This window comes from Paraburkholderia acidicola (assembly GCF_002362315.1).
In the GTDB taxonomy this organism is placed as follows: domain Bacteria; phylum Pseudomonadota; class Gammaproteobacteria; order Burkholderiales; family Burkholderiaceae; genus Paraburkholderia; species Paraburkholderia acidicola.
Map to the genome: position 1 here is coordinate 1,638,420 of NZ_MTZV01000006.1, position 23,969 is coordinate 1,662,388.

Here is a 23,969-nt window from a genome sequence, read left to right on the forward strand (position 1 = left end):
ATCCCATGACTTCATCCGATAACAGCTCTCTCGTCGACAAGCTGCTTGCTGGCAATCGCACGACGCTCACCGGTTATGCTGCGCAACACTTCGGCTGGTCGGTAACCGACGGCGTCGCGACCGTCACGCTGAACCGCCCCGAACGCAAGAACCCGCTGACGTTCGAGTCATACGCCGAACTGCGCGACCTGTTTCGCCAGCTCGCCTATGCCACCGATGTAAAGGCTGTCGTCATCCACGGCGCAGGCGGCAACTTCTGCTCGGGCGGCGACGTGCACGAAATCATCGGGCCGCTGATCGATCTGCCGATGCCCGAACTGCTGCTGTTCACGCGCATGACCGGCGACCTCGTGAAAGCCATGCGCCATTGCCCGCAACCGATCGTCGCAGCCGTCGACGGTGTCTGCGCAGGCGCAGGCGCGATTCTCGCGATGGCCGCCGACTTGCGGCTCGGCACCGCGCGCAGCAAGCTCGCGTTCCTGTTCGCGCGCGTCGGTCTTGCCGGCTGCGACATGGGCGCGTGCTCGATCCTGCCGCGCATCATCGGTCAGGGGCGCGCAGCGGAACTGCTGTTCACCGGTCGCTCCGCAAGCGGTGACGAAGGCTATGCGTGGGGTTTCTACAACCGCCTGTGCGAGCCGGACGCATTGCTCGACGAAGCCGCGCGTCTTGCCGCCGACCTTGCCGCTGGGCCAACGTTCGCACACGGCATCACGAAGAAGATGCTGCACCAGGAATGGAGCATGAGCATCGACGAAGCGATCGAATCGGAAGCACAAGCGCAGGCAATCTGCATGAATACCCGCGATTTCGAGCGTGCATATCGTGCATTCGCCGCGAAATCGCGCCCTGTGTTCGAAGGAGATTGATGTGAGCGCATCCGTTCAAACCGATCTGCACAGCGCGCTCGCGTGGCCGTTCTTCGAGGACCACCACCGCGCCCTCGCCGCCGACATCGAAAGCTGGGCCGTCAATCATCTACGTGACGTGCCGCACGACGACGTCGATGCAACCTGCCGCAAGCTCGTGCGCGATCTCGGCGCCGCGGGCTGGCTGAAGTACGGCGTCGGTGGCACAGCCTACGGCGGCCACGGCGACGGCATCGATGCACGCGCCGTCTGCCTGCTGCGCGAAACACTCGCGAAACATTCCGGGCTCGCCGACTTCGCACTCGCGATGCAAGGGCTCGGCTCCGGTGCAATCTCGCTGGCAGGTACGCATGAGCAGAAGTCGCTCTACCTGCCGCGCGTCGCGAACGGCACTGCCCTCGCCGCCTTTGCACTCTCTGAGCCGGACGCGGGCTCCGACGTTGCAGCGCTTGCGCTATCCGCGCGCCTCGACGGCGACGCGTGGGTACTCGATGGCGACAAGACGTGGATCTCGAACGGCGGCATCGCCGATTTCTACGTGGTCTTCGCCCGCACCGGCGAAGCGCCGGGCGCACGCGGCATCAGTGCGTTCATCGTCGACGCCGATACGCCGGGTCTGCAGATCGCCGAACGCATCGATGTGATCGCACCGCATCCGCTCGCACGGCTGCATTTCGCAGGCGCACGCGTGCCGCGCAGCCAGTTGCTCGGCACCGCTGGCGAAGGCTTCAAGATTGCGATGCGCACACTCGATATCTTCCGCACCTCGGTGGCCGCCGCATCGCTCGGCTTCGCGCGCCGCGCGATGGCAGAGGGTCTCGCGCGCGCCGCGTCGCGCAAGATGTTCGGCCAGACGCTCGGCGATTTCCAGTTGACGCAGGCAAAACTCGCGCAGATGGCATTGACGATCGACAGCAGCGCCCTACTCGTCTATCGCGCAGCATGGCTGCGCGATCAGGGCGAAAACGTCACACGCGAAGCTGCAATGGCGAAGTGGCACGCCAGCGAAGGCGCGCAACAGGTGATCGACGCAGCCGTACAACTGTGGGGCGGCATGGGCGTGCAAAGCGGCACCGTCGTTGAAACGCTGTACCGCGAGATTCGCGCGCTGCGCATCTACGAAGGCGCGACGGAAGTGCAGCAGTTGATTGTCGGGCGCGATGTGCTGAAGGCGCATGCAGCCAGCGTGGAGCCACTGCGATGAGCACCACGACATTCGACATGCCCGTGCGCATCCGCTTCGGCCATTGCGATCCGGCCGGCATCGTGTACTTCCCGCATTACCTGGTGCTGACCAACGCGCTTGTCGAAGACTGGTTCACCGATCGCCTCAGCATCGACTACGCGCATCTGATCGCGCAGCGCCGCACCGGTCTGCCGATCGTCAAGCTCGACTGCGAGTTCTCGCGCCCGAGCCGGATGGGCGAAACCGTTACGTTGTCGCTCGCACTCGCATCGGTGGGCCGCCGCTCGATCGGCATCGACATCGTGTGCCGGTGCGGCGACGAGTTACGTTTTCGCGCACACCAGGTGCTGGTGACAACGTCACTTGAAAGCGGTCGCTCGATCGACATACCCGACGATATCGCGGCTGCACTCGCGACGTTCGCACCAATACCCCTTTCCACCGATACCGAGGAAGCCCGCTCATGAAACAAGCTCTTCTGCCTGCCGGCTGGACACCGCCGCGCGGTTACGCGAACGGCGTTGCAGCTAGCGGCGTTCAGGTGTTCATCGCCGGTCAGATTGGCTGGGACGCGCAAAACAACTTTCACACCGATGTATTCGCGGAGCAGGCCGTTCAGGCATTGCAGAACGTCGTGGCCGTGCTGCACGAGGCCGGCGGCAAGCCCGAGCATCTGGTTCGCATGACCTGGTACGTCACCGACAAGCGCGAGTACCTCGCCTCATTGAAAGACATCGGCCGTGCGTTCCGCGAGCTGATCGGCGACTACGACATCGCCATGAGCGCAGTCCAGGTCGTCGCGCTAATCGAGGATCGCGCGAAGGTCGAGATCGAAGCCACCGCAGTTATTCCCCACGAAGCGCAGTAACGCCCGGGAGCCTCTGATGGAACCGTCTGCACACGTCGACACTTTTGCGCGCGATCATCTGCCGCCGCAGTCGCAATGGCCGGTGTTTCTGCTCGATAATCCGGACGTCGCTTATCCGGCGCGTTTCAACTGCGCGACCGAACTGCTCGACCGGACGATCGAAGCGGGCCATCGCAACCGGACGGCGATCTGGTCGGAGGTCGACGGCAAGCCGCACGCGACGACGTACGGCGAACTGCTCGCACTGGTGAACCGCACAGCACACGTACTCACTGGCAAGATGGGTTTACAGCCCGGCAATCGCGTGCTGCTGCGCGGACCGAATACGTTGCAGATGGCGGTGGCATGTCTTGCCGCGCTGAAGGCGGGCCTTGTCGCCGTACCGACGATGCCACTGCTGCGCGCCAAGGAACTCAAACAGATCATCGACAAGGCTGAGGTTTCGGCTGCGCTGTGCGACGCACGGCTCGCCGATGAACTGGCGCGTTGCCGCGACACTCAAGACGAGTTCTTTTGCCCGGGGCTCGCGCAGGTTTGCCTCTTTCACGACGACGCGCCCGATTCGCTCGACACACTCGCGACTACACAACCCGACCACTTCGACGCATGCGACACCGCCGTCGACGATGTCTGCCTGATCGCATTCACCAGCGGCACGACCGGCGCACCGAAGGGCTGCATGCATTTTCATCGCGACGTCCTCGCGATGTGCGACCTGTTTCCGCGCCACGTGCTGAAGCCATCCGCAGATGACATCTTCTGCGGCACACCGCCGCTCGCGTTCACGTTCGGACTCGGTGGGGTGCTGTGCTTTCCGCTGCGTGTCGGTGCATCGACTGTATTGATCGAGAAGCTGACACCGGAGACGCTGCTGCAAACCGTCGAACGCTTTCGCGCGACCGTCATGTTCACCGCGCCAACCTTCTACCGGCAGATGGCGCCGCTGATCAGCCGCTTCGATACGTCGAGTCTCGTCAAGACGGTATCGGCCGGCGAAGCGCTGCCCGACTCGACACGCGAACTGTGGCGCAATGCGAGCGGGATCGAGATGATCGACGGTATCGGCGGGACGGAGTTGATTCACATCTTTATTTCGTCGGAAGGCGCGAACGTGCGGCCGCACGCCATCGGTCGCGCGATACCGGGCTATACGGTGTGTGCGGTCGACGACGACATGCAGCCGGTGCCGCCCGGCCAGATCGGCAAGCTTGCGGTGCGCGGACCGACCGGCTGCCGCTATCTCGCCGACGACCGGCAGTTGAAGTTCGTCCGCGACGGCTGGAATCTGCCTGGCGATGCGGTCTATCTCGACGAAGACGGCTACGTGTTCTACCAGGCGCGCGCCGACGACATGATCGTTTCGTCGGGCTACAACATCTCCGGGCCGGAAGTGGAAAGCGTGCTGATGCAGCATGCGGCCGTCGCGGAGTGCGGCGTGATCGGTGTGCCCGATGAAACGCGTGGGCAGATCGTGAAGGCGTTTGTCGTGCTGCATCCGGGCTTCGACCAAAACGACGCGCTCGTCACCGAGTTGCAGGACTTCGTCAAACGCACCGTCGCGCCGTACAAATACCCGCGCGTAGTCACCTTTGTCGAGGCGCTGCCGCGCACCGAAACGGGCAAGTTGAAGCGCTTTGCATTGCGCACGATGTAGCGTGCCGATGTAACGGCGCACAGCTGGACAAATAGAGCCACAGCTCGGTCGGGTGTCGATATGATGGGGCCTCGCCGCCACTCTCCCGAGCCGCCATGCTGACTGTCCATCACCTGAACAACTCCCGTTCGCAGCGCGTTCTGTGGCTGCTCGAAGAACTCGGTGTGCCGTACGAGATCAAGCGCTATGAGCGTGACTCGAAGACGATGCTCGCGCCGCCCGAACTGCGCGCGATCCATCCGCTCGGTAAGTCACCGGTCATTACCGACGACGAACAAACCATCGCCGAATCCGGCGCAATCATCGAATACCTGCTGGAGCGCTATGGCAACGGCCGGCTCGCGCCGCAGGCAGGCACGCCCGAACGCCAGCGCTTCACCTACTGGATGCACTACGCGGAAGGATCGCTAATGCCGCCGATGCTGCTGAAGCTCGTTGCGTTGCGCATCGCCAGCGCGCCGATGCCGTTCTTTGCAAAGCCGATTGCGAGGAAGATCTCCAGCACGCTGCAATCGAGTTTCGTCGATCCGCAGATCGGACTGCATCTGTCGTATATCGACGATGCACTACGGCCGACCGGATGGTTTGTCGGCAACGATCTCAGCGCCGCCGATATCCAGATGAGCTTCCCGCTCGAGGCCGCGACCGCGCGCGGCGGCTTCAAGGACAAGTTCCCTGCATTGAGCAGCTTCGTCGAGCGGATTCATGCGCGCCCCGCGTATCAGCGCGCGCTCGAACGCGGCGGTCCGTACCAGCTGCTGAGCTAACCGCTAACCCCTAACCATTCGCCGCATCCAGCTGCGCACGCTCGCTCGGCGCAGCTGGCTCGGGTAACGTGAACAGCGACAAGAAACGCTTCACGGCCGCCTTGTTGCCTTCGATCTGAACATCGCCCGCGCGCAACGCTTCGTCGAGCTTGCGTCCACCGTAAGCGATTGCGGCAAGCGTATCCGGATCGCTTTCGATAATCGCATCGGGTTGGTCCGCGTTGCCGCGCCCGATCTTCAACTGGCCGTCGTCGATCCGCGCATCGAAGCGGTACGCACCCATCCGCAGTTCATAGCGAGCGTCGAGTCCCGCCGCTGCATCCTCATCGAACATCGTCCTGAACGACAGAATTAGCGAATCGATACTCATCGGCAAGCCGCGCGGCAGCGTCGGCGAGCGAGCGCCCCAACGTCCTAACTCCATCATGATCGGACCGAGTTCCTGTCCCCATTCGGTCAGCTCGTATACCCATACACCTGCTGGCGGCGGCAGCTGACGCCTTCGTACGACTGCTGCCAATTCCAGCTCGTCGAGACGCTGCGTGAGCACATTCGGGCTGATGGTCGGCAGGCCGGCGCGCAAATCGGTAAACCGCTTCGGCCCGAGGACCAGTTCGCGCACGACCAGCAGCGCCCACCGTTCACCGACCAGATCGAGCGCGTGCGAACTTGCGCAACCGTCGTTGTAGCTTCGTTTGATGGCCATGGCACCGTCGCTCAAAAGACATACTGTGCGGCAGTATAGCCCACCAATCCAGGATCAGGAATCGTCAGTTGTTTTTTAGGAGTAACGAGTGCTAGACTGGAATTTCCCTATCCTGACCAGGAGTTGATCATGTCGAGACCCGATCCGTACCTGATGTTCGACGGCAATTGCGCAGAAGCCATGCGTTTCTACGAACGCACGCTGGGCGGCAAGATCGAGGCCATGCTGAAAACCAGCGACACACCGATCGCGCACCAGATGCCGGCTGCCAGCGCCGGGCGTATCATGCACGCGGCACTCGAATTCGACGGCGGGATGTTGATGGCGTCGGACACGATGATGGGCGAGCCGTACGAAGGCATGAAGGGTTTCATGCTGGCGCTGCGGTATTCGACCGTTGCCGAAGCGGAACGCATCTTTGCCGCACTCAGCGAGGGCGGTAACGTCACGATGCCGATGCAAAAGACCTTCTGGGCCGAATCGTTTGGCATGGTGGTCGACCGCTTCGGTACGTCGTGGGCTATTAACGGTGTGCCGGTCGCGCCCGATGCGCTGTGCAAGCAGTCGTAGGTGTCACACACAAAACCGTAGGAGCAACTGCATGACCCACAATATAGAAGGCCGTAAGCGCTGGCTCGCGCTCATCGTGCTCTGTCTCGGCGTGTTGATGATCGTGCTCGACACGACCATCGTCAATGTTGCGCTGCCGTCTATCGCAACCGATCTCGGCTTCTCCGAGACCTCGCTCGTGTGGGTCGTGAATGCATACATGCTGACGTTCGGCGGCTTTCTGCTGCTCGGCGGACGCCTGGGCGATCTGTACGGACATCGCAAGCTGTTTCTTGGCGGCATCGTGCTATTTACGGTTGCGTCGCTTGCCTGTGGACTCTCGAACTCGCAGGTGCTGCTGGTCTGTGCGCGCGCTGTGCAGGGGCTGGGCGGTGCGGTGGTATCGGCCGTGTCGCTGTCGCTGATCATGAACCTGTTCACCGAACCCGCTGAACGCGCGAAAGCGATGGGTATCTACGGCTTCGTGTGCGCGGGCGGCGGCAGCATCGGCGTGCTGCTCGGCGGACTGCTGACCAACGTGCTGAGCTGGCACTGGATCTTTCTCGTCAATCTGCCCATCGGCATAGCGGTCTACGCGCTGTGCATCGGCCTGCTGCCCGACGGCCGTGGCCATGCGGAAGGCGAAAAACTCGACGTGGCAGGCGCTGCGACCGTGACGGTGTCGCTGATGCTCGCGGTCTATGCGATCGTCAATGGCAACGAGGCAGGCTGGACGTCGGCACAAACGCTCGGGCTGCTAGCTGCCGCGGTCGTGCTGTTTGCCGTGTTCCTGCTGATCGAGGCACGCGTACAGCATCCGCTGATGCCGCTCGGCCTGTTCCGCCTGCGCAATGTTGCGGTGGCCAACGTGACCGCTGTGCTATGGGCCGCGGCGATGTTCGCGTGGTTCTTCATTTCGGCGCTGTATCTGCAGCGCGTGCTCGGTTACCGGCCGCTGCAGGTCGGCCTCGCCTTCCTTCCCGCCAACGTGATCATGGCGTTCTTCTCGCTGGGCCTGTCGGCAAAATTCGTGATGCGCTTCGGTATCCGGATACCGCTCGCCGTGGGGCTCGGTATCGCTGCCGTGGGTCTGCTGCTGTTTGCGCGCGCACCGGTCGATGGGCACTTCGTCGTCGATACCTTGCCTGGCATGCTCCTGCTTGGCTTCGGCGCGGGGATTGCATTCAACCCGATGCTGCTCGCGGCCATGAGCGACGTCGAGCCGGGCGAGTCGGGTCTTGCGTCGGGTATGGTCAACACCTCGTTCATGATGGGCGGCGCACTCGGCCTCGCCGTGCTGGCGAGTCTTGCTGCGGCGCGCAGTGGGACGCTCGCCGCCGCCCACGCGCCGGAAGCGGTGGCGTTGAACGGTGGCTATCACGTGGCGTTTGTGTTCGGCGCGGCGTTTGCGGCGCTCGCGGCGCTGGTGGGTGGGCTCTTTCTGCGCGTAGGTCTGCATGCCGGTGCGCCCGATGCAGCACACGGCGCGCAGGACGGCGACACCGGTGCGGCAACCGGCAATACGTGACGCGAAAGGCGGTGCGCGACATCGTCCTTCACGTCAGATGCATCTGAGCAAGATCGATCAAATGAGCGGCAGCGGCGCTGGCTATGCTGGCTTCATGCTGACATGAGAGTTGACGATGAACCCGGCAGGCAAGGCACTCTGGTTTATCGAAAGCCATTTCGCGAGCGAGCTGACACTCGATGACATCGCGAACGGCGGATGCGTGTCGCGCTTTCATCTGGCGCGCGCATTCGAAGCTGCAACCGGCTACCCGGTGATGCGCTATGTGCGCGGACGCCGGCTGACGGAAGCGGCCCGGCGTCTGGCCAACGGTGCGCCGGATATCCTGGCGGTCGCGGTCGAAGCGGGCTACGGCTCTCATGAGGCATTCACGCGCGCGTTTCGCGAGCAGTTCGGGCTCACGCCCGAGGCGGTGCGCGCGCAAGGCCGTCTCGACGGTCTCACCCTCATGGAGCCGCTCAAAATGAATCAAACCCTGCTTACCGAGCTTGCATCGCCACGCTTCGAAACAGCTGTTCCGCTCTGCATCGCTGGGCTCAGCGAACGCTACACGTGCGACACGAGTAGCGGCATTCCCGCCCAATGGCAACGCTTTTCTACTCACTTCGGCAAGGTGCCCGGCCAGGTCGGTATGGTCGCGTACGGCGTGTGCTACAACGCCGACGAGAGTGGCAATTTCGACTACCTGTGTGGTGTCGAAGTACGCGATTTTTCTGGCGTGTCGGCACCCCTCGCGCATCTGCGTATTCCTGAGCAACGCTATGCAGTGTTCACGCATCGCGAGCATGTTTCGACGATCCGCCGCACGTGGAGCACGATCTGGAACACGTGGCTGCCGGAATCCGGACATGCTCCCGCCGATGCGCCCTCATTCGAGCGCTACGACGAAGCGTTCGATCCCGTCAGCGGCATGGGTGGTTTCGAAATCTGGTTGCCGCTGAAAACCTGAACGCCGAGCGATGTCCGATTCGATCGCGTGCACGACTAGTGATGTGCATAGAGCGAAAGCAACGCAAGCGATGTATCGGGCGCGGCGCGCATACCCGATTGAGACGTCGTGTCACGTGTGCCGCCGTACGACTGCGCCGTGACATCTGCGCTTGCCATCGCCGCATCGGCCTGTTCGGCGCGCACGGTCTGGTTGCTCTGGCCACGTTGCGAAGCGGGAGCACCGACAAGCGGGCTGTAGTGAGGCGCCGGACCATAGCCGCTGCTGGCGAAAGCGGGAGAGACGATTGCAGCGCTCGCAGAGACCAGCGCGACGACGAAGAGATGCTTGATCATGATGAAACCTCAACAGATTGGATTGGAAGAAGGCGATCTCTTTGCATGAAGCTCGGGCATTGGAATGAGATCGCCTTGTGCGGCATGGCGTTACTCGAGGCACTGATGCTCAGCTACCGTGATAGACCTGTTTCAGCGACTCGAGCTCGCCGTCTTTCTGCGCGAGCGCTAGTTCCTGACGGACCTGAGCACGCGTCTTCCCCTGTGCGGCAGCCTGGACCGGCGTCCATTGCTGCGTCAGATGAGTGTCGTTGCTAGCGGTGGTCGTCGCGTCAGCCGAAGTGGCGGCAGACACGGAGGTTGCGGAAGCACAAACAGCAAGCGCCAAAGCGATCGTCGATACTTTCATGTCGTTCTCCAGAGTCAGGTCAAGTGGGAAAAATCAACCCGGATCTCTTGAGGGCAGCAGCATGAGCTTCATGTCTGCGTTGGCCCCGGTCAGATTCCGGCGTTGATGCATTTAACCCAGGCGAGGTATCTGGTTTGTTTCCGGAGAACGCGCTATTGCAACGTCATGTATCGAATTGGCGGTAGATACAGTGGGACACAAATCTGCAGGCGCAGCGTGTGCCTGGTTTTGAAACGCTCGAGGCTTCAGGAGCCGGTATGGCGGGAGATTCGACGGGGGGAACGAAGTTGGCGAAACACCGGGCAGCGCTGCGCCGCCCGGTTTCATGCGTCATGATTGATGTAGCAAGACCTCAGGCCGCAACAGTCTTCACCCGCAACGACTCCACGCCTCGCAGGTTGTTGCGGGGATGCCAGGTCAACTGATCCAGATTGGTCGGTTGCATATCCGGAAAGCGGCCCAGCAGCGCGCCGATCGCCACTTCGATTTCAAGCTGCGCGAGCCGCGCGCCGAGGCAATAGTGAATGCCGCCGCCAAACACCAGTGACGGTACATTGCCCTCGCGATTGAAATCGAGCTGATCGGGATGCGCAAACACCGCAGGATCGCGATTCGCCGCGCCGACCAGCATGAACACGATGGTTCCGCGCGCGAGGGTCACGTCACCGATCGCGACGTCCTCAAGCGCAGTACGTACCACCATCTGAACCGAACTGTCGTAACGCATGCACTCCACGATCGCCTTCGGAATCAATGCCGGCTCACGCTTGAGTGCAAGCAGCTGCGCCGGCTGGCGGAACAGTGCAATAAATGCATTGCCGATCATGTTCGACGTCGTTTCGTGACCGGCGATAAACAGCAGGATCACGTTCGAAATGATTTCCTGGTCGCTCAGGGTCGCGCCGTCGTCCTCGACGCTCGCCAGCGAGGAAATGATGTCGTCGCCGGGGCTGGTACGCCGCTGCTCGAGCACCTGCTGGAAATACCACTCAAGGGTGAGCGCGGCCTCGTTCGCGATGGCTAGCCGCGCTTCATCGAGTGGCGCGAGATCGAATGCGGCGATCAGACGGCTTGCCGCTGCGCCGAGTTTCAGACCATCCGCCGGCGAAATGTCCAGCAGGCGACAAATGATTTCAACCGGCAACGGCAATGCGTATTCGGTAACCAGATCGAATTCGGCCTTCGACCCGATCCTGGCGAGTAGATCGTCGCTCGTTGCTTCGACGATTTCTCTTAGTTTTTCAATCTGTTTTGCATTGAACGCCTTCATCAGCAGCGTTCTCAACCGGGTGTGAGAAGGCGGGTTCATCATCAGGAAGGTCCGGCTCAACGCCTGAAACACCGGGTACTGGGTCGCCGCCTCCCCGTAACGCACGCTCACGCTTTGCAGATAGGTTTTGCCCATGCGCCGGTCGCGCAGCAACGCATCGATGATTTCAAAGCGACCTGTCACCAGGACGTTGGGCGCAACGGGTAGCAGCGGGCCCGCTTCACGCACCTTCTCGTATATCGGGTAAGGATCGGTGAAAAAAGCCGGCGATGAAAAGCTTGCGAAATTCATCATGCAGGTGGATTCCCGGAAGACAGTTGGACGATCGTTATCGCTGCATACATCAGCGATAACGGTTGGCGAGCCCATTTATTTCACTACCGCACCGGATTTTTACCGAAGAAGGGCTTATTCCGCATCGCCTTCTTTGTATCTCAATGTATCTGCACCGCCCACCGGTACACAACGATTCGCTAGCGGCCATTGCGGACATAAGCCAGATACGTCCCCGGAGCCAAATACGTCCAAGCCAGCTTGTCTGGCTTTACTAACCCGAAACGCAGACAGGCGTTTGCGTCCAGAACCATTCTCTTGAGGTGAAATCATGAAAGTTATTCAATCGCTTATCGTCGCTGCTGCTGTCGCTCTCCCGGCCCTGTCGTTCGCCCAGTCGAACCAGGCGAATCAACCGTTGACCCGCGCGGAAGTCCGCGCACAACTGGTGGAACTGGAACAGGCCGGATACAACCCCGCCAGCGATCAAACGCAATATCCGGCGAACATCCTGGCGGCGCAGGCACGCCTCGATGCGCAAAAGGGATTAACGGCATCGTCGTATGGATCGGCGGCGGCTGGCACCTCGGCGTCGGGCTTCCACTCGTCGGAAGACAACGTGGTCGGTCTCGGCCCGATTTACGCCAAGCCGTAACCCAAAACGCAAGGTCCGGGAAGCGGTATTCCCGCTGGCCCGGCCTTACGAAATGTTTCCTCAACTGCCCGGTGCGCCCTTCGGCGCACCGTCTCACGCTTCCACCCACGCGCGTCTGGCTTGAACGTCGGCTTACCCCACGGTCTGCGGTGACGACATGGGCCGGTCGACGTATCTCTTCCCCAGGCGAGCGCGGGCCTCTCAAAGCGCATCGATCTACACAAGGGGAATCACCATGTCTGACCAGATCAACAATCGGCGGCGGCGTCTGCTCGGCACGACGATGGCAGGTATCAGCCTGATGGAGCTGGGCTTGAGCGGACTCGCTCGCGCGCAGTCGCAGTCCGGCGGCGCACCCGCGGGCTCCCGCGCCGTTTCGTTCGACAACCTTCGGCAGATCGACGCGGGCACGCTCAGCATCGGCTACGCGGAAGCGGGGCCGCAGAACGGACCCGTCGTTATCCTGCTGCACGGCTGGCCCTACGACATCTACAGCTTCGCCGAAGTCACGCCACTACTCGCGGCCGCCGGCTACCGGGTCATCGTGCCGTATCTGCGCGGCTATGGGTCGACACGGTTTCTCTCTGCTGATGCGCCGCGCAATGGTCAGCAGGCAGTCATTGCAGTAGACATCATTGCGTTGATGGATGCGCTGAAAATCGACAAGGCAATTTTCGGCGGTTTCGACTGGGGTGCGCGCACGGTGAATATCATCGCCGCGCTCTGGCCGCAGCGCTGCACGGCGATGATGTCGGTAAGCGGTTATCTGATCGGCAGCCAGGAAGCCAACAGGACACCGCTGTCGCCAAAGGCCGAGCAGGCATGGTGGTATCAGTTCTATTTCGCCACGGAGCGCGGGCACGCAGGCTACGAAGCCAACCGCCACGATTTCAACAAGCTGATCTGGCACACCGCATCGCCGAAGTGGAATTTCGATGATGCGACCTTCGAGCGCTCCGCCGAATCGTTCAACAACCCGGATCATGTCGCGGTGGTGATTCACAACTATCGATGGCGCCTCGGGCTGGTCAAGGGCGAGGCGCAATACGACGATCTCGAGCAGCGCCTGGCGATGGCGCCGACCATTTCTGTGCCGACCATCACGATGGAAGGCGATGCCAATGGCGCACCGCATCCGGAGCCGGCGGCTTATGCGAAGAAGTTCACGGGCAAGTACGCGCATCGAAACGTTAGCGGGGGTATCGGACACAACCTGCCGCAGGAAGCGCCGAAAGCGTTCGCCGATGCTGTTATCGATGTTGCGCGTTTTTAGGTCTCGCTTCTAATCGAACAAACAACCCGGGCCGCAGCGATCTTGTCGATCGCTGCGGCCCGGTTGTTCACTACAGCGCTAGCCCGGCAACACTCGATACTTCAGTTAGCTCTTTTGAGCGAGCAACGTCTGGATCGCCGCTTCCGTCTGCGCGTAGTCGCCCTCGCCGAAGTGCGTATAGACCACCTGCCCTTTCTTGTCGATCAGATAGAACGCGGGCCAATACTGGTTATCGTAGGCGCTCCACGTCGCGTACTGATTGTCCTGCGCCACCGGGTAAGTGATGCCGAAACGCTTGATCGCCGTCTTGACGTTATCCGTATCGCGCTCGAACGGATACTCGGGTGTGTGGACGCCAACGACAACGAGTCCCTGATCCTTGTACTTCTGGTTCCAGCTTTTCACATAGGGCAGCGTGTTGATGCAGTTGATGCACGTGTAGGTCCAGAAATCGACTAGCACGACCTTGCCGCGCAGCTTCTGGATCGTGAGTGGATCGCTGTTCAGCCAGGTCGAGATGCCGGTGAATTCGGGCGCAGCCGAACCGCTCTTATGCGGCTCGGCGACACCCGCGGTGCCGGTTGCTGCGGTTGCGGCGATAGTGACTGCCGTTGCAGCGAGGGTAGCGGCCACGGCAAATTTTTGCAGTCGATTGAGCATGTCACAGTCCTTTCAGGGTAGGGAATAAGGCGCCAATCCGCGCGTAGATCAACACGTCGTACTGGAGATAGATGGCGAGCGCGGTCAGCATCACCAGCAAGCCGAATGCGCGTTGCAGCAGCGGTGCATAACGCGCGACGAGGCGTACCCGTCGTGTCATGTAGTTGCCGCCGTAGATGATCGCCAGCATCGGAATGCCAGCGCCGATCGCATACAGGGTGAGTAGCAGCGCCGACCATCCGAGGTCCTGGGCTTTCACCACCAGCACGAGAATCGACGCGAGCACGGGTCCGGCGCAGGGCGTCCAGACCGCGCCCAGCGACATACCGAGTACGAAGCCGCCGGAGTTACCGTTGCTGTTCCCAACGTTGGGTACGAGCGTTGCGCCAATGCGCTGCAGCGGCGTGTGCAGTGTCGACACCAGCCAGTCGTAAGCGCCCGGCCACAGACGCAGGAAGCCCGACAGCGCGAGCAAGGCGAGACCCGTGTTGCGCAGCGCCTGCTGTGCAACGTGAACCGTGCTCGATACCGCGCCTAGCAGCATCGCAAAGGCGGCGAAAGTCAGAATGAAGCCAGCGACGATGAATAGCGGCCGCACGCGGCTCGGTCGTTCAACGGAAGTGCCGAGCAGGATCGGCATCACCGGCAGGATGCACGGCGACGCGATCGTCAGCAGCCCGGCCAGCAGGGCAAGGGGGAATTCGAGGACGTTGTGCATGACCGGCGTTCCAGTGGGCGATGGCTGTATTGGAACGTCGGCTGGTATCTGGTTTGTGTCGGTTCACCGTGCAGGTGCAACGGTTTGTGTATGGCGGTGGCGTGGATACATTGCGAGACAAATCGGCGGTCGGGCAATCGGGCGGTCAGCGACCTGTTCCATGACCATCAGTCTGCGTTTAAGAATGCCCTAAAGGAGATCAAATACGCTGGCGATACCGGTAACCTCCGAGGCTTTTTCTCCTTTTATCTTATGCGCCGTATTCCCGTTGCTGTTAAAGCAATCGCGGCAAAACGTCATACACCGCTTCAAAATCGCATGAAAACAGGCGCCGCGGCATGGAAATACCTGCACCGAGATATACCCGAGTCATGAAAAATCCACAAAATCTATTCCGCATCGGGATTTTGTCACACGAGTGTCAGCAGATTGTTAATTAAACATTAATCCGATAGGATAAATGGCCAAAACCCGATCGCGAAATCAAAAAGACCGCCATCGCGCTGGCACCAAACCGGCTGGCCCCATGGTCAGGTAACGGGGCGGCCACACTTTCCTGGAGGTGGTCGTGAATCGCGCTTATCGGACTATCTGGAGCGATGTACTTGGTGTTTGGGTCGTAGTTTCTGAAATTGCTCATGCTCGCGGTAAAAGAGCCACAAAATGCGTCACGCATTCAAATACTGCGTCTTTTTCACCGGTTAACGGGGCGATTATTCAGCGGTTAACGATAATCGGCGCGGCCATCTTTGCGATGTCGCCGGTGCAGGCACAAACGATCATCAACGATAACGGCGATTCAAGCTGTTATCAGATTAACGATGGCGGGGCGGTCGGTTCTCTCAACGGCAATAGCATCTGTAATAACGTGAGCCTGACACGGACGATGTCCAACAGCGGCATGCTGGTCGTGGGTGGGACCAATGGGACCAGTACGTTGGGCGGATTGCCGACGTCGACGGGGGGCACGACGACGGCGGGTGGATCGACGGCGAACGTCTACGGCTTCTATGTGATGTCGAACGGCGCCTACATCAACGGCGGCACGAACGGCACCCAGATCGTCGGCACGATGCAGGTGTCGGGGCTGGCTTCGTTGAACGGCGGTGCGAGTGTCAATAACCAGAAAGTCACCAATCTCGCAGCCGGAACTGTGTCGTCGACGAGCACGGACGCGATCAACGGCAGTCAGTTGTTCAGCCTGTCGACTGCGACATCGACCAGTCTGAGCACGACGAATAGCAATGTGACAACTCTGTCGACTTCGACGTCTAGCGCGGTCGGGTCGTTGTCGACTGGGGTAAGTTCGTTGTCTACGTCGGCCTCGACTGGCATCACGAGTCTATCGACTTCTACTTCGAGCGGGATTGGGTCGCTGTCGACCGGTGTGAGTTCGCTGTCCACCTCGACCTCGACCGGTATCACCAGTTTGTCGACTTCGACTTCAACCGGCATCGCCTCCCTGTCGACTGGTGTGAGCTCTCTGTCCACTTCTACTTCAAGCGCGGTCGGTTCGTTGTCGACCGGTGTGAGTTCGCTGTCCACGTCGACTTCGACCGGTATCACCAGCCTCTCGACCTCGACTTCAAGCGGCATAGCTTCTCTGTCGACTGGTGTGAGTTCGCTGTCTACGTCGACCTCGACTGGCATCACAAGTCTGTCGACTTCTACTTCGAGCGGGATTGGGTCGCTGTCGACTGGCGTGAGTTCGCTGTCCACGTCGACCTCGACTGGCATCACGAGTCTGTCGACTTCTACTTCAAGCGGCATCGCTTCGCTGTCGACCGGCGTGGGTTCGCTGTCCACCTCGACTTCGACTGGCATCACGAGTCTGTCGACTTCTACTTCAAGCGGCATCGCTTCGTTGTCGACCGGTGTGAGTTCGCTGTCCACGTCGGCTTCGACTGGTATCACCAGCCTGTCGACCTCGACTTCAAGCGCGGTCGGTTCGTTGTCGACCGGTGTGAGCTCGCTGTCTACCTCGACCTCGACCGGCATCACCAGCCTCTCGACTTCCACTTCAAGCGGCATCGCTTCGCTGTCGACCGGTGTGAGCTCGCTGTCCACGTCGACATCAACCGGTATCACCAGCCTCTCGACTTCCACTTCAAGCGGCATCGCTTCTCTGTCGACCGGTGTGAGTTCGCTGTCCACGTCGACATCGACCGGCATCGCCAGTCTCTCGACTTCGACTTCAAGCGGCATCGCTTCGTTGTCGACTGGTGTGAGCTCACTGTCCACCTCAACTTCCACAGGCATCACCAGCCTTTCGACTTCGACCTCAAGTGGCATCGGGTCGTTGTCGACCGGCGTGAGTTCGTTGTCTACGTCAACCTCAACCGGTATCACGAGCCTGTCTACCGGTCTCAGCACAGCAAACAGCAATGTGACAAGTTTGTCGAGTTCGACATCGACGAGCATCAATTCGCTGTCTACGTCGACTTCGAGCGGCATCGGTTCGCTATCGACTGGCGTAAGTTCTCTGTCCACCTCGACTTCGACCGGTATCACCAGCCTGTCTACCGGTCTGAGCACGACCAGCAGTAACGTAACCAGCCTCTCGACGTCGACATCAAGCGGCATCGGCTCCCTGTCGACCGGCGTGAGTTCGCTGTCCACCTCGACATCGACCGGCATCACCAGCCTGTCCACCGGCCTGAGTACGACCAACAGCAACGTAACGAGCCTCTCGACATCGACGTCAAGCGGCATCAACTCCCTGTCGACGGGCGTAAGCTCACTGTCCACATCGACGTCGACTGGCATCAACAGCCTGTCCACCGGAGTGACCTCACTGTCGACGTCGACCTCAACGGGCATCACCAGCCTGTCCACCGGCCTGAGCACGACAGACAGCAACGTAGCGAGTCTGTCGACTGGCCTCAGCACCACCACCAGCAGCATCGGTAGCCTGTCGACCTCGACCTCCACCGGCATCAGCACCCTGACGACCAACGTCACCTCCCTGTCGACGGGACTGAGCACGACTAGCAGCACCGTATCGAGTCTATCGACGCTGACCTCGACCAGCATCGGTTCGCTGTCGACTGGAGTCATCTCGCTGTCAACGGGCATCGCCAATTCCGTCCAGTACGACGACCCGTCGCATACGAGCGTGACGCTCGGCGGAGTCGGCGCGACCGCACCGGTCAGGTTGACCAACGTTGCCCCAGGCGTGAACCCAACCGATGCGGTCAACGTAAGCCAGGTGTCCTCACTGTCGACATCCGTGGCCTTTGCGATCAACTCGCTGTCGACCGGCCTCAGTACGACGAACAGCAATGTAAGCAGTCTCTCCACGTCGACATCGACCGGCATTGACTCGTTGTCCACGTCGAGTTCGACAGGCATCGGCTCGCTGTCGACCGGTCTCACGTCACTGTCGACCGGTGTCAGCACCACGATCGGTAGCCTCTCGGCATCGACCTCGACCAGCATCGGCTCTTTGTCTACCGGCGTGAATTCGCTGTCCACCACCGTGAGCAGCGGGCTAAGCACGATCACCAGCGCCATTGCGAGTGGTGCCGGTGGAAACGGTGTAGTCCTGTCCAGCCTGTCGACATCGCTCGCGCCCATCAACGCCGCATCCACCACGGCAAGCTCGCGCGGCGCGACTATCGGTGCCACGCTCACGGGTGGCGTCGACTCGTCCGGTGCAGTCGTCTCCCAGGGGCGCGCAACCAACAACACGAGCACGCAGGTCGTACAGGCTTCCGGTTGCGGTGTAGCCAACGGCACGGATACGACGGCAACCGGGTTGTGCGCGGGCGCAGGTACGATCGCCGGCGTCAACGGCGCCACCACTACCACGGTAGCCAGTGGCGCAACCGCGTATGGCTCGCAGTCGCTCGCACAGGACACGAACAGCACGGCGATCGGCTTTCGCTCGACTGCGCAATTCAACGGATCTGTTGCCATCGGCTACCAGGCGCAGGCCATCGCCGACCCGGCGACAGCAGTGGGCGCAAACTCACTGGCCTCCGGCAACAATTCGGTGGCGCTCGGTGCGAGTGCGCAAGCCACGGCTCAAGGCTCAGTCGCGCTCGGTGCAAACTCCGTTGCGAACGAGGCCAACACGGTATCCGTCGGCTCGACAGGAAACGAGCGTCGCATCACCAATGTAGCGGCGGGCATCAACCCAACCGACGCGGTCAACGTGTCTCAGCTGGAGAGCGTGCAAGGCAACGTCAATGACGTGGCGCGTCGTTCGTACGCAGGTATCGCGGCGGCTGCCGCGTTGTCGATGATTCCAGAGGTCGACCCGGGCAAGACTTTGTCAGTGGGATTTGGGTCGGGAAATTATCAAGGCTACTCGGCGGTTGCGTTCGGGTTCACCGCTCGCGTGGCGGAAAACATCAAGGTGAAGGGGGGTGTTAGCGGTGGCAGTGCAGGGACTGTGTACGGGGTGGGTGCAGCGTACCAGTGGTAGTGCAGAGGCATGCCGGCGGGCATCGAATGGTTTATTCGATGCCCGCCAGCATCTGCAATCTTCAGGCGTGGTCTTCGTCGACTCTCTCAAGACGATAACCGTAGCCGTATAGCGACATCAGACGAAAGCCGCTGTCCGGATAGAGATCAAGTTTTGCGCGCACGAGGCACACATGTGTATCCACTGTCCGCGACTGCGTGTTGAACGTTTCTGGCCAGACTACGTCGCGAATCATGGTGCGCGACACAGGACCGCCCAGGTGAAGAAATAGCAGAAAGGCGAGGTTGAACTGTCTGCGTGTCAGGCGTACCGCGACTCCGTTGCGTAGAACAGACCGGTTAGTCGGATCAAACTCAATCTCCCCAAACGCTCGCCTGGTTGAAACGACATGCTGCTCGTGCTGACTGCCCGAGCCGGCTTCGTCGTGGACAAGTCGCAAGTGCGCCGCAGACGGTTTCAAAGAACAACCGACCCTGGAAGTTTCAGATGATGAGAAAGCACTGAGCATGTTGTCGTACTCCGGTTTAGATCCACTTCAATGCGCACCAGCAGGCTCCGGAAAAAGAACCGATCGGAAAATCAGGTTCTGGGCGGCCCGGGCCTCGGGAATCGGCAAGATCGGCCACACATGAATCATCTCTGGTTCGTAGACAATGTTCACGTTGGTGGTCTGTTTCGCCGCAGTAGCAAACTTCACGCAGTCGGGCAGAAATATGTCGCGCCCGCCAATGAACACGGTTATGCGATCGATACCGCTTACCGAGCCATTGATCGGGCTCACGAACGGGTGATCGGCACTCTCGCCGCCTGCGTACATGCGACCGCATTCCACGAGCTCATGACAGTCAAGCCACGGATCTCGTGGTTCAACGAACGATATATCCGGGTTACTCATCGTGACATCCAGCCACGGAGAAATCAGCACGAGTTCGCGCGGCGGCGTTCTGTTAGTCGCCACGAGATGCTGTGCGAATGCCAGCGCCATACCACCACCCGCCGAGTCACCCATGATCACGAACCGGTCTTTGGACACGTTACCGAGCAGATTCGCATAGGAGGCATCGACCATCGCCAGTGCGTCCTTGAACTGATGCTCGGGCGTGCGCGGATAGAGCGGCACGACAACCCTGCAACCTGTTTCGTGGACAAGCCGTTGCAAAAACTTCCAGTGCGCGGGATGGATGGGATCGACGTAGCCACCACCGTGCAGATACAAGACGTGGTTAAGCAAAGTGGGCTCAACCGTCGATCGAGGTGACAGCACGTAGCAAGCTCGACCGAGCATATCCGTACGCTCGATGCGCAAGTGAGCCGGGAACCGTTTCGGCGGTCCGCCGGGTTTTGCGCAGGCCTCGGCGAGTTTTTGCGGTAGCTTGCTGCCCCATGATCGCCGCTGATACTGAACACCCTTTAAGAGGAGCACGATGAGCTTGTGCCTGAGGCTGGTCATACTTTCTCCTGCTGGGCGTGATTACTTTAATCTCACGGATACCCCGTGCCTGCCATCGTTCCGGTCAGGTAAACAACGCCGCGTCGATCCCGGCAAAGCGCCTTGATCAGATCCTGACGCAGTGTCTCCAGTTGAGATGAACCGACAGCGGGAGCAGTCAAGTTGTCCTGGTTGACGACCAGCGCAAAGTGAATGGAATTGGCGTCTTCTCCTGCACCGGGATCGTCCCAGACCAGTACACGGCTCGCGGTCCTGCTGATCGAATCCGAAGCCAGCGCGACTTCATCCGGCAACTGGGTCAATGGCGCGTTCTTCGTCAGATCGCCATTGTGCAAAGCCTTGTCTGTGAGCACGGCGAGGTTTTCTGGCTTCCAGCTTCGGGGCAAAGCAATTTCCGTCGGTGCATCCGAGCGGCGGCCACGCCACGTTACAAGCATGAATTGGGTATTACCAAACCACTCCGTCCCACCTTGCTGGGGACGAATCGACGCCCAGCTCAACGGCTGCGACGACGCATCCTGCGCCATGTCGTTGTAGTAGAAATTCATCAGGTCGCCCTGCGATCTGCGCGGGTATGCCCGTTCGACGACTCTGGCATCGAGCGTATAGGCCGTCGAAAAATCCTTCGCCACCGAATAGTTTTCGCCATTCCATCCATCGGTGGCCGTGATCAATTTCGACGTATTGAAGTTCATGTACTCGTGATGGTGATCGTAGTAGTGATCCCATTGCCACTGCGTACCCGAGATCGGTGCGGAATAGAAATCGACGTAGCGTGTTTTCCCGCCAATCGCATCGCTCGCTTCCGCTGCCTGGTACATCGCCTGGATCGTGCGAACCGTATCCTGTCTTCCGGTGCCGCCTACCGAAGCGCCAAACTCGCTGAGCAACGTCGCATTACCCCGGTAGCGACTCTCCTTGCGGATGTCGTCAAAGCTCTGGAAATACGTTGCGTTTTCAACAGGACTAAAGTCCAGTGCCTGACGGCCCGCATCATAGAAATGCGGATTAAACACAAAACCAGGACCTGGCTTTGTGTCGAGCAGTTGTCCGCCCGTGGGTGCAACGATGCCGACGTTGGTGTTCCAGAAGACCAGTGGTTCCGAGTACACCCATTTCTGGTTCCAGCCGGCCTGGTCCGCAACTGTGCGCGCTTTGACATAGAACGGCCAGAGCTTTTGATTGTCCCATTGCTTCGGCGTGAGTCCTTGCATGCCGCCGTCGATAGGTTCATTCCACGCATCGACACCGAGCACGTAAGTGAATTCCTGCGGGCTAAGCTTTGACTTCAGATATTGCAGAGACTTCTGAAGCTGCCACAGGTAGACGTCCTGCAGCTGATACAGCTTTCCGTTTGGCGCGGTGAATGGCTGGTTGTTCCAGAAGTTTCTGGAAGCGAGGCGGATCGCTTCGTCTGTTAGGGAGAGCTGCGACCAACCCGTGCAGATGATCCCGCAGTATTCCTGCGGATAGTCGGACTTAGGCAGTACCCACGCAGGCGCGCCCTCACCCGTGTACCACGATCCCTGATTGAACAGGTACCGCGAAAACAGATCCTGGTGGAAGTCGACAAGGATATAGATTCGTCGGGATATCGCGGCATGCATCTGGGCGGCGATCTGATCGAGATAGGTGTAGTCGATTGTGTCCGGCGCAGGGTTGGTTCCCTCCCACATCACCAGCAAACGGATCAGGTTGGGCGCGGTCATGTCCGCCATGCTGGCGATGCTCGTTCGCGCATCGCTCATCGAATTGAATGGTTTGTATCCACTCTCGACGAGCTTGGACGTACCTGACACGTTCCATCCACGAAAGTACGCTTCGCGTCCGAGACCGTCACGAAATACGACGTCGTCGATTCGCTGGCCAGATGGTGTCAGATAGGATTTGAGTCCGGTCGTGATGGTTTGCGCAGCCGGTTGACGCTCGAAAGCCAACGAGTGAAACGGCAGCGCGCCGCTGGTCTCAGGCACGAATGCACCGAATGAAGCCGTTTCAACAACGGCGCCGCTATCGGCGGCTATGGCAACCGGACCGCTTGCCGAATAGCAGACTGCCAGCACGAGCCCGATCAGATATGATTTTTTCACCGCTGTCTCCTCCACACAGAAATACCGAGAGTGTTCATTCGCAAAGCGCTTGCCGAACACATCACCGGTTAAGCAGATTCAGATCGATCGCGTTGGCCATGGCCTGATACCCTACATCGTTCGGGTGAAGGTGATCACCGCTGTCGTAGGCGGGAAGCAACGTCGCAGGATTCGACGGATCCTGCATGGCCTTGTCGAAGTCAATCACGCCATCGATACCTGAAGCAGAACGGATATAGGCGTTGATTGCCTGGCGTTTCGTCTCGCCGACAGCGTCGAAATAGTCGGCACCCTGATAAGGCAGTAACGTCGCGAGAAACACCTTCATCTTCCGGGTCTTCGCCTGCGCAATTGCCGCATTGATCGCAGCGATGATCTGATCCGATGACTCTGCTTGTGCAGGTATAGCCATACCGAAGCCGATATCGTTGATGCCCAGCAGAATCACGACGTGAGTAGCGCCCGATACGCCCGTTACGTCGCGCGCAAAGCGGCCCTGTCCAGCCGGTCCGATGATGTCCTGCAACCAGCGGTTCCCCGAAATCCCCGCGTTCACGACGCTTGCCTTGCCGACACTGCCCACCGCGGCTTGCACGCGATTGTCGAAGAAGTTCGGCCAGCGATGATTGGCGTCGACAGTGGACTGGTATCCGTCCGTAATCGAATCGCCAAACGTTACGATGACCTTCACCTTATCCGCACTCGACACGTCGACTTCGCTCAGCCAGTAGTACGGCCAAACGCCCGAGAGGTTGGTTGTCGCCCCGCTCAGTGAGTCCGCACCAGACTGATTGCCGGGCGCAAGGTAGTTGGTTTGCTGACCCGTCACGTGTGCTGTCACAACCGGCGCGCTAGCCTGAATGAACAGGCTGACCGCGAGATCCGACTGTGCTGGAGATGAAATGGTTATGCTGTCGCTCCACATCTCCGCGCCGGCCGGCAGGGTTACGCTGCCCTGGCCAGAGAAGGTCGCTGTCCTGTCGGTCGTCGTATCGACGTTTCCGTTCCCTGTGCTTCGCGCCACGTGCACCGCTGCAAACGTCACTGGCGCGGTGCCAAAAAGATTGGATAGCTTGATGCGAATCTGACTACCGCCGTACGACGTATGTACGATCTGACGAACCGTCTGGTTCGAAATCGTGAGAGGCGGTAAGGACGGGTCGATGATAGGGGGTGGTACCTCGTTGTAATTCTGCTGCGCGGCATACCAGCTTGCGACCCACTGGCTCGAGTTGCTGTCGACGCCACCACATGCTGCCACTGCGGCGGTCAGCGACAGGCCCGCAACCCATCGCCAGACATTCGCGAAAAACCGTCTACGCTCTGCCAATGCACTTCTATTCATGCGGTTTCCGATGATTGTTATCGCAAGCGAATCGGCCGGAATCGAA

General features: G+C 60.3%; 22 protein-coding genes and 1 pseudogene. 13 read left to right on the top strand and 10 right to left on the bottom strand.

The genetic code is table 11. From position 1 onward, the window contains the following. Window positions 1–5 precede the first annotated feature (5 nt). From BWP39_RS26010 to BWP39_RS26035, 6 genes are all read left to right on the top strand, one after another. The gene (locus BWP39_RS26010) at window positions 6–869 is read left to right on the top strand and encodes an enoyl-CoA hydratase family protein (protein WP_096725123.1); all 864 of its coding nucleotides are present in this window, start codon (window positions 6–8) and stop codon (window positions 867–869) included. 1 nt (window position 870) lies between these two features. After that, window positions 871–2,073 carry an acyl-CoA dehydrogenase family protein gene (locus BWP39_RS26015; RefSeq protein WP_096725124.1) on the top strand — a complete coding sequence of 401 codons (1,203 nt, stop codon included), beginning with the start codon at window positions 871–873 and terminating at the stop codon, window positions 2,071–2,073. Beyond that, window positions 2,070–2,522, top strand: coding sequence for an acyl-CoA thioesterase (locus tag BWP39_RS26020; RefSeq protein ID WP_096725125.1), 453 nt, complete (start codon window positions 2,070–2,072; stop codon window positions 2,520–2,522). The genes BWP39_RS26015 and BWP39_RS26020 overlap by 4 nt, the downstream gene beginning before the upstream one ends. Further along, window positions 2,519–2,923 carry a RidA family protein gene (locus BWP39_RS26025; RefSeq protein ID WP_096725126.1) on the top strand — a complete coding sequence of 135 codons (405 nt, stop codon included), beginning with the start codon at window positions 2,519–2,521 and terminating at the stop codon, window positions 2,921–2,923. The genes BWP39_RS26020 and BWP39_RS26025 overlap by 4 nt, the downstream gene beginning before the upstream one ends. Window positions 2,924–2,939: 16 nt before the next feature. After that, complete coding sequence (locus BWP39_RS26030; RefSeq protein WP_096725127.1) at window positions 2,940–4,577, top strand: AMP-binding protein; 1,638 nt, start codon at window positions 2,940–2,942, stop codon at window positions 4,575–4,577. 95 nt (window positions 4,578–4,672) lie between these two features. After that, complete coding sequence (locus tag BWP39_RS26035) at window positions 4,673–5,344, top strand: glutathione S-transferase family protein (RefSeq protein WP_096725128.1); 672 nt, start codon at window positions 4,673–4,675, stop codon at window positions 5,342–5,344. A 10-nt stretch (window positions 5,345–5,354) separates the two neighbouring features. Here the strand turns inward: BWP39_RS26035 and BWP39_RS26040 are convergent, their stop codons facing one another. Next, window positions 5,355–6,050 carry a winged helix-turn-helix transcriptional regulator gene (locus BWP39_RS26040; RefSeq protein WP_096725129.1) on the bottom strand — a complete coding sequence of 232 codons (696 nt, stop codon included), beginning with the start codon at window positions 6,048–6,050 and terminating at the stop codon, window positions 5,355–5,357. 129 nt (window positions 6,051–6,179) lie between these two features. On the opposite strand from BWP39_RS26040, the gene BWP39_RS26045 reads away from it, so the two are divergent. The 3 genes from BWP39_RS26045 (at window position 6,180) to BWP39_RS26055 (ending at window position 9,076) form a co-directional block, all read left to right on the top strand. Beyond that, window positions 6,180–6,620, top strand: a complete 441-nt coding sequence (locus BWP39_RS26045) for a VOC family protein (RefSeq protein WP_096725130.1) — start codon at window positions 6,180–6,182, stop codon at window positions 6,618–6,620. Window positions 6,621–6,651: 31 nt separating this feature from the next. Beyond that, complete coding sequence (locus BWP39_RS26050) at window positions 6,652–8,127, top strand: DHA2 family efflux MFS transporter permease subunit (RefSeq protein ID WP_096725131.1); 1,476 nt, start codon at window positions 6,652–6,654, stop codon at window positions 8,125–8,127. Between the two features lie 115 nt (window positions 8,128–8,242). Beyond that, the gene (locus tag BWP39_RS26055) at window positions 8,243–9,076 is read left to right on the top strand and encodes an AraC family transcriptional regulator (RefSeq protein WP_096725132.1); all 834 of its coding nucleotides are present in this window, start codon (window positions 8,243–8,245) and stop codon (window positions 9,074–9,076) included. Window positions 9,077–9,111: 35 nt separating this feature from the next. Here the strand turns inward: BWP39_RS26055 and BWP39_RS26060 are convergent, their stop codons facing one another. The 3 genes from BWP39_RS26060 to BWP39_RS26070 all read right to left on the bottom strand — a co-directional run bounded on the left by BWP39_RS26060 (window position 9,112) and on the right by BWP39_RS26070 (window position 11,321). Beyond that, the gene (locus BWP39_RS26060; protein ID WP_096725133.1) at window positions 9,112–9,411 is read right to left on the bottom strand and encodes a hypothetical protein; all 300 of its coding nucleotides are present in this window, start codon (window positions 9,409–9,411) and stop codon (window positions 9,112–9,114) included. Between the two features lie 109 nt (window positions 9,412–9,520). Continuing rightward, on the bottom strand, window positions 9,521–9,760 hold the full coding sequence (locus BWP39_RS26065; protein ID WP_096725134.1) for a DUF4148 domain-containing protein: 240 nt from the start codon (window positions 9,758–9,760) through the stop codon (window positions 9,521–9,523). A 352-nt stretch (window positions 9,761–10,112) separates the two neighbouring features. Further along, window positions 10,113–11,321: a cytochrome P450 gene (locus BWP39_RS26070; RefSeq protein WP_096726181.1), complete on the bottom strand. Its 1,209-nt coding sequence runs from the start codon at window positions 11,319–11,321 to the stop codon at window positions 10,113–10,115. Between the two features lie 313 nt (window positions 11,322–11,634). Between BWP39_RS26070 and BWP39_RS26075 the strand changes: the two genes are divergently transcribed. Together BWP39_RS26075 and BWP39_RS26080 are read left to right on the top strand one after the other, a co-directional pair. Continuing rightward, window positions 11,635–11,958, top strand: coding sequence for a DUF4148 domain-containing protein (locus BWP39_RS26075; RefSeq protein WP_096725135.1), 324 nt, complete (start codon window positions 11,635–11,637; stop codon window positions 11,956–11,958). Window positions 11,959–12,193: 235 nt separating this feature from the next. After that, window positions 12,194–13,231: an alpha/beta hydrolase gene (locus BWP39_RS26080; RefSeq protein ID WP_096725136.1), complete on the top strand. Its 1,038-nt coding sequence runs from the start codon at window positions 12,194–12,196 to the stop codon at window positions 13,229–13,231. A gap of 105 nt (window positions 13,232–13,336) precedes the next feature. Here BWP39_RS26080 and BWP39_RS26085 read toward each other — a convergent pair whose 3' ends face one another. Then, window positions 13,337–13,891: a thioredoxin family protein gene (locus BWP39_RS26085; RefSeq protein ID WP_096725137.1), complete on the bottom strand. Its 555-nt coding sequence runs from the start codon at window positions 13,889–13,891 to the stop codon at window positions 13,337–13,339. Window position 13,892: 1 nt separating this feature from the next. Continuing rightward, window positions 13,893–14,609 (bottom strand): cytochrome c biogenesis CcdA family protein, encoded by a 717-nt coding sequence (locus BWP39_RS26090; RefSeq protein ID WP_096725138.1) that lies wholly within the window; start codon window positions 14,607–14,609, stop codon window positions 13,893–13,895. Window positions 14,610–15,177: 568 nt separating this feature from the next. Here BWP39_RS26090 and BWP39_RS32570 point away from each other — a divergent pair. Both BWP39_RS32570 and BWP39_RS32645 read left to right on the top strand, forming a co-directional pair. Next, window positions 15,178–15,288: pseudogene (locus tag BWP39_RS32570) on the top strand (ESPR domain-containing protein); the annotation flags it as partial. A 207-nt stretch (window positions 15,289–15,495) separates the two neighbouring features. Then, window positions 15,496–19,038, top strand: coding sequence for a YadA family autotransporter adhesin (locus BWP39_RS32645; RefSeq protein WP_456238527.1), 3,543 nt, complete (start codon window positions 15,496–15,498; stop codon window positions 19,036–19,038). Window positions 19,039–19,099: 61 nt separating this feature from the next. On the opposite strand, the gene BWP39_RS26100 is transcribed toward BWP39_RS32645, so the two are convergent. Genes BWP39_RS26100 through BWP39_RS26115 form a run of 4 tightly spaced genes read right to left on the bottom strand, consistent with a single transcriptional unit; the run spans window position 19,100 to window position 23,923 of the window. Beyond that, window positions 19,100–19,546: a winged helix-turn-helix domain-containing protein gene (locus tag BWP39_RS26100; protein WP_096725139.1), complete on the bottom strand. Its 447-nt coding sequence runs from the start codon at window positions 19,544–19,546 to the stop codon at window positions 19,100–19,102. 27 nt (window positions 19,547–19,573) lie between these two features. Further along, window positions 19,574–20,488, bottom strand: a complete 915-nt coding sequence (locus BWP39_RS26105) for an alpha/beta hydrolase fold domain-containing protein (protein WP_096725140.1) — start codon at window positions 20,486–20,488, stop codon at window positions 19,574–19,576. Between the two features lie 32 nt (window positions 20,489–20,520). Then, window positions 20,521–22,638 (bottom strand): cellulase family glycosylhydrolase, encoded by a 2,118-nt coding sequence (locus BWP39_RS26110; protein ID WP_096725141.1) that lies wholly within the window; start codon window positions 22,636–22,638, stop codon window positions 20,521–20,523. Window position 22,639: 1 nt separating this feature from the next. Beyond that, on the bottom strand, window positions 22,640–23,923 hold the full coding sequence (locus tag BWP39_RS26115) for an SGNH/GDSL hydrolase family protein (protein ID WP_207557110.1): 1,284 nt from the start codon (window positions 23,921–23,923) through the stop codon (window positions 22,640–22,642). Between the last annotated feature and the right edge of the window lie 46 nt (window positions 23,924–23,969).

Bases quoted from the DNA above. Each gene is read 5' to 3' on its own strand.
- BWP39_RS26010 (WP_096725123.1), top strand. From the start codon at position 6: ATGACTTCATCCGATAACAGCTCTCTCGTCGACAAGCTGCTTGCTGGC.
- BWP39_RS26020 (WP_096725125.1), top strand. From the start codon at position 2,070: ATGAGCACCACGACATTCGACATGCCCGTGCGCATCCGCTTCGGCCAT.
- BWP39_RS26025 (WP_096725126.1), top strand. From the start codon at position 2,519: ATGAAACAAGCTCTTCTGCCTGCCGGCTGGACACCGCCGCGCGGTTAC.
- BWP39_RS26030 (WP_096725127.1), top strand. From the start codon at position 2,940: ATGGAACCGTCTGCACACGTCGACACTTTTGCGCGCGATCATCTGCCG.
- BWP39_RS26035 (WP_096725128.1), top strand. From the start codon at position 4,673: ATGCTGACTGTCCATCACCTGAACAACTCCCGTTCGCAGCGCGTTCTG.
- BWP39_RS26040 (WP_096725129.1), bottom strand. From the start codon at position 6,050: ATGGCCATCAAACGAAGCTACAACGACGGTTGCGCAAGTTCGCACGCG.
- BWP39_RS26045 (WP_096725130.1), top strand. From the start codon at position 6,180: ATGTCGAGACCCGATCCGTACCTGATGTTCGACGGCAATTGCGCAGAA.
- BWP39_RS26050 (WP_096725131.1), top strand. From the start codon at position 6,652: ATGACCCACAATATAGAAGGCCGTAAGCGCTGGCTCGCGCTCATCGTG.
- BWP39_RS26055 (WP_096725132.1), top strand. From the start codon at position 8,243: ATGAACCCGGCAGGCAAGGCACTCTGGTTTATCGAAAGCCATTTCGCG.
- BWP39_RS26060 (WP_096725133.1), bottom strand. From the start codon at position 9,411: ATGATCAAGCATCTCTTCGTCGTCGCGCTGGTCTCTGCGAGCGCTGCA.
- BWP39_RS26065 (WP_096725134.1), bottom strand. From the start codon at position 9,760: ATGAAAGTATCGACGATCGCTTTGGCGCTTGCTGTTTGTGCTTCCGCA.
- BWP39_RS26070 (WP_096726181.1), bottom strand. From the start codon at position 11,321: ATGAATTTCGCAAGCTTTTCATCGCCGGCTTTTTTCACCGATCCTTAC.
- BWP39_RS26075 (WP_096725135.1), top strand. From the start codon at position 11,635: ATGAAAGTTATTCAATCGCTTATCGTCGCTGCTGCTGTCGCTCTCCCG.
- BWP39_RS26080 (WP_096725136.1), top strand. From the start codon at position 12,194: ATGTCTGACCAGATCAACAATCGGCGGCGGCGTCTGCTCGGCACGACG.
- BWP39_RS26085 (WP_096725137.1), bottom strand. From the start codon at position 13,891: ATGCTCAATCGACTGCAAAAATTTGCCGTGGCCGCTACCCTCGCTGCA.
- BWP39_RS26090 (WP_096725138.1), bottom strand. From the start codon at position 14,609: ATGCACAACGTCCTCGAATTCCCCCTTGCCCTGCTGGCCGGGCTGCTG.
- BWP39_RS32645 (WP_456238527.1), top strand. From the start codon at position 15,496: ATGTCCAACAGCGGCATGCTGGTCGTGGGTGGGACCAATGGGACCAGT.
- BWP39_RS26100 (WP_096725139.1), bottom strand. From the start codon at position 19,546: ATGCTCAGTGCTTTCTCATCATCTGAAACTTCCAGGGTCGGTTGTTCT.
- BWP39_RS26105 (WP_096725140.1), bottom strand. From the start codon at position 20,488: ATGACCAGCCTCAGGCACAAGCTCATCGTGCTCCTCTTAAAGGGTGTT.
- BWP39_RS26115 (WP_207557110.1), bottom strand. From the start codon at position 23,923: ATGAATAGAAGTGCATTGGCAGAGCGTAGACGGTTTTTCGCGAATGTC.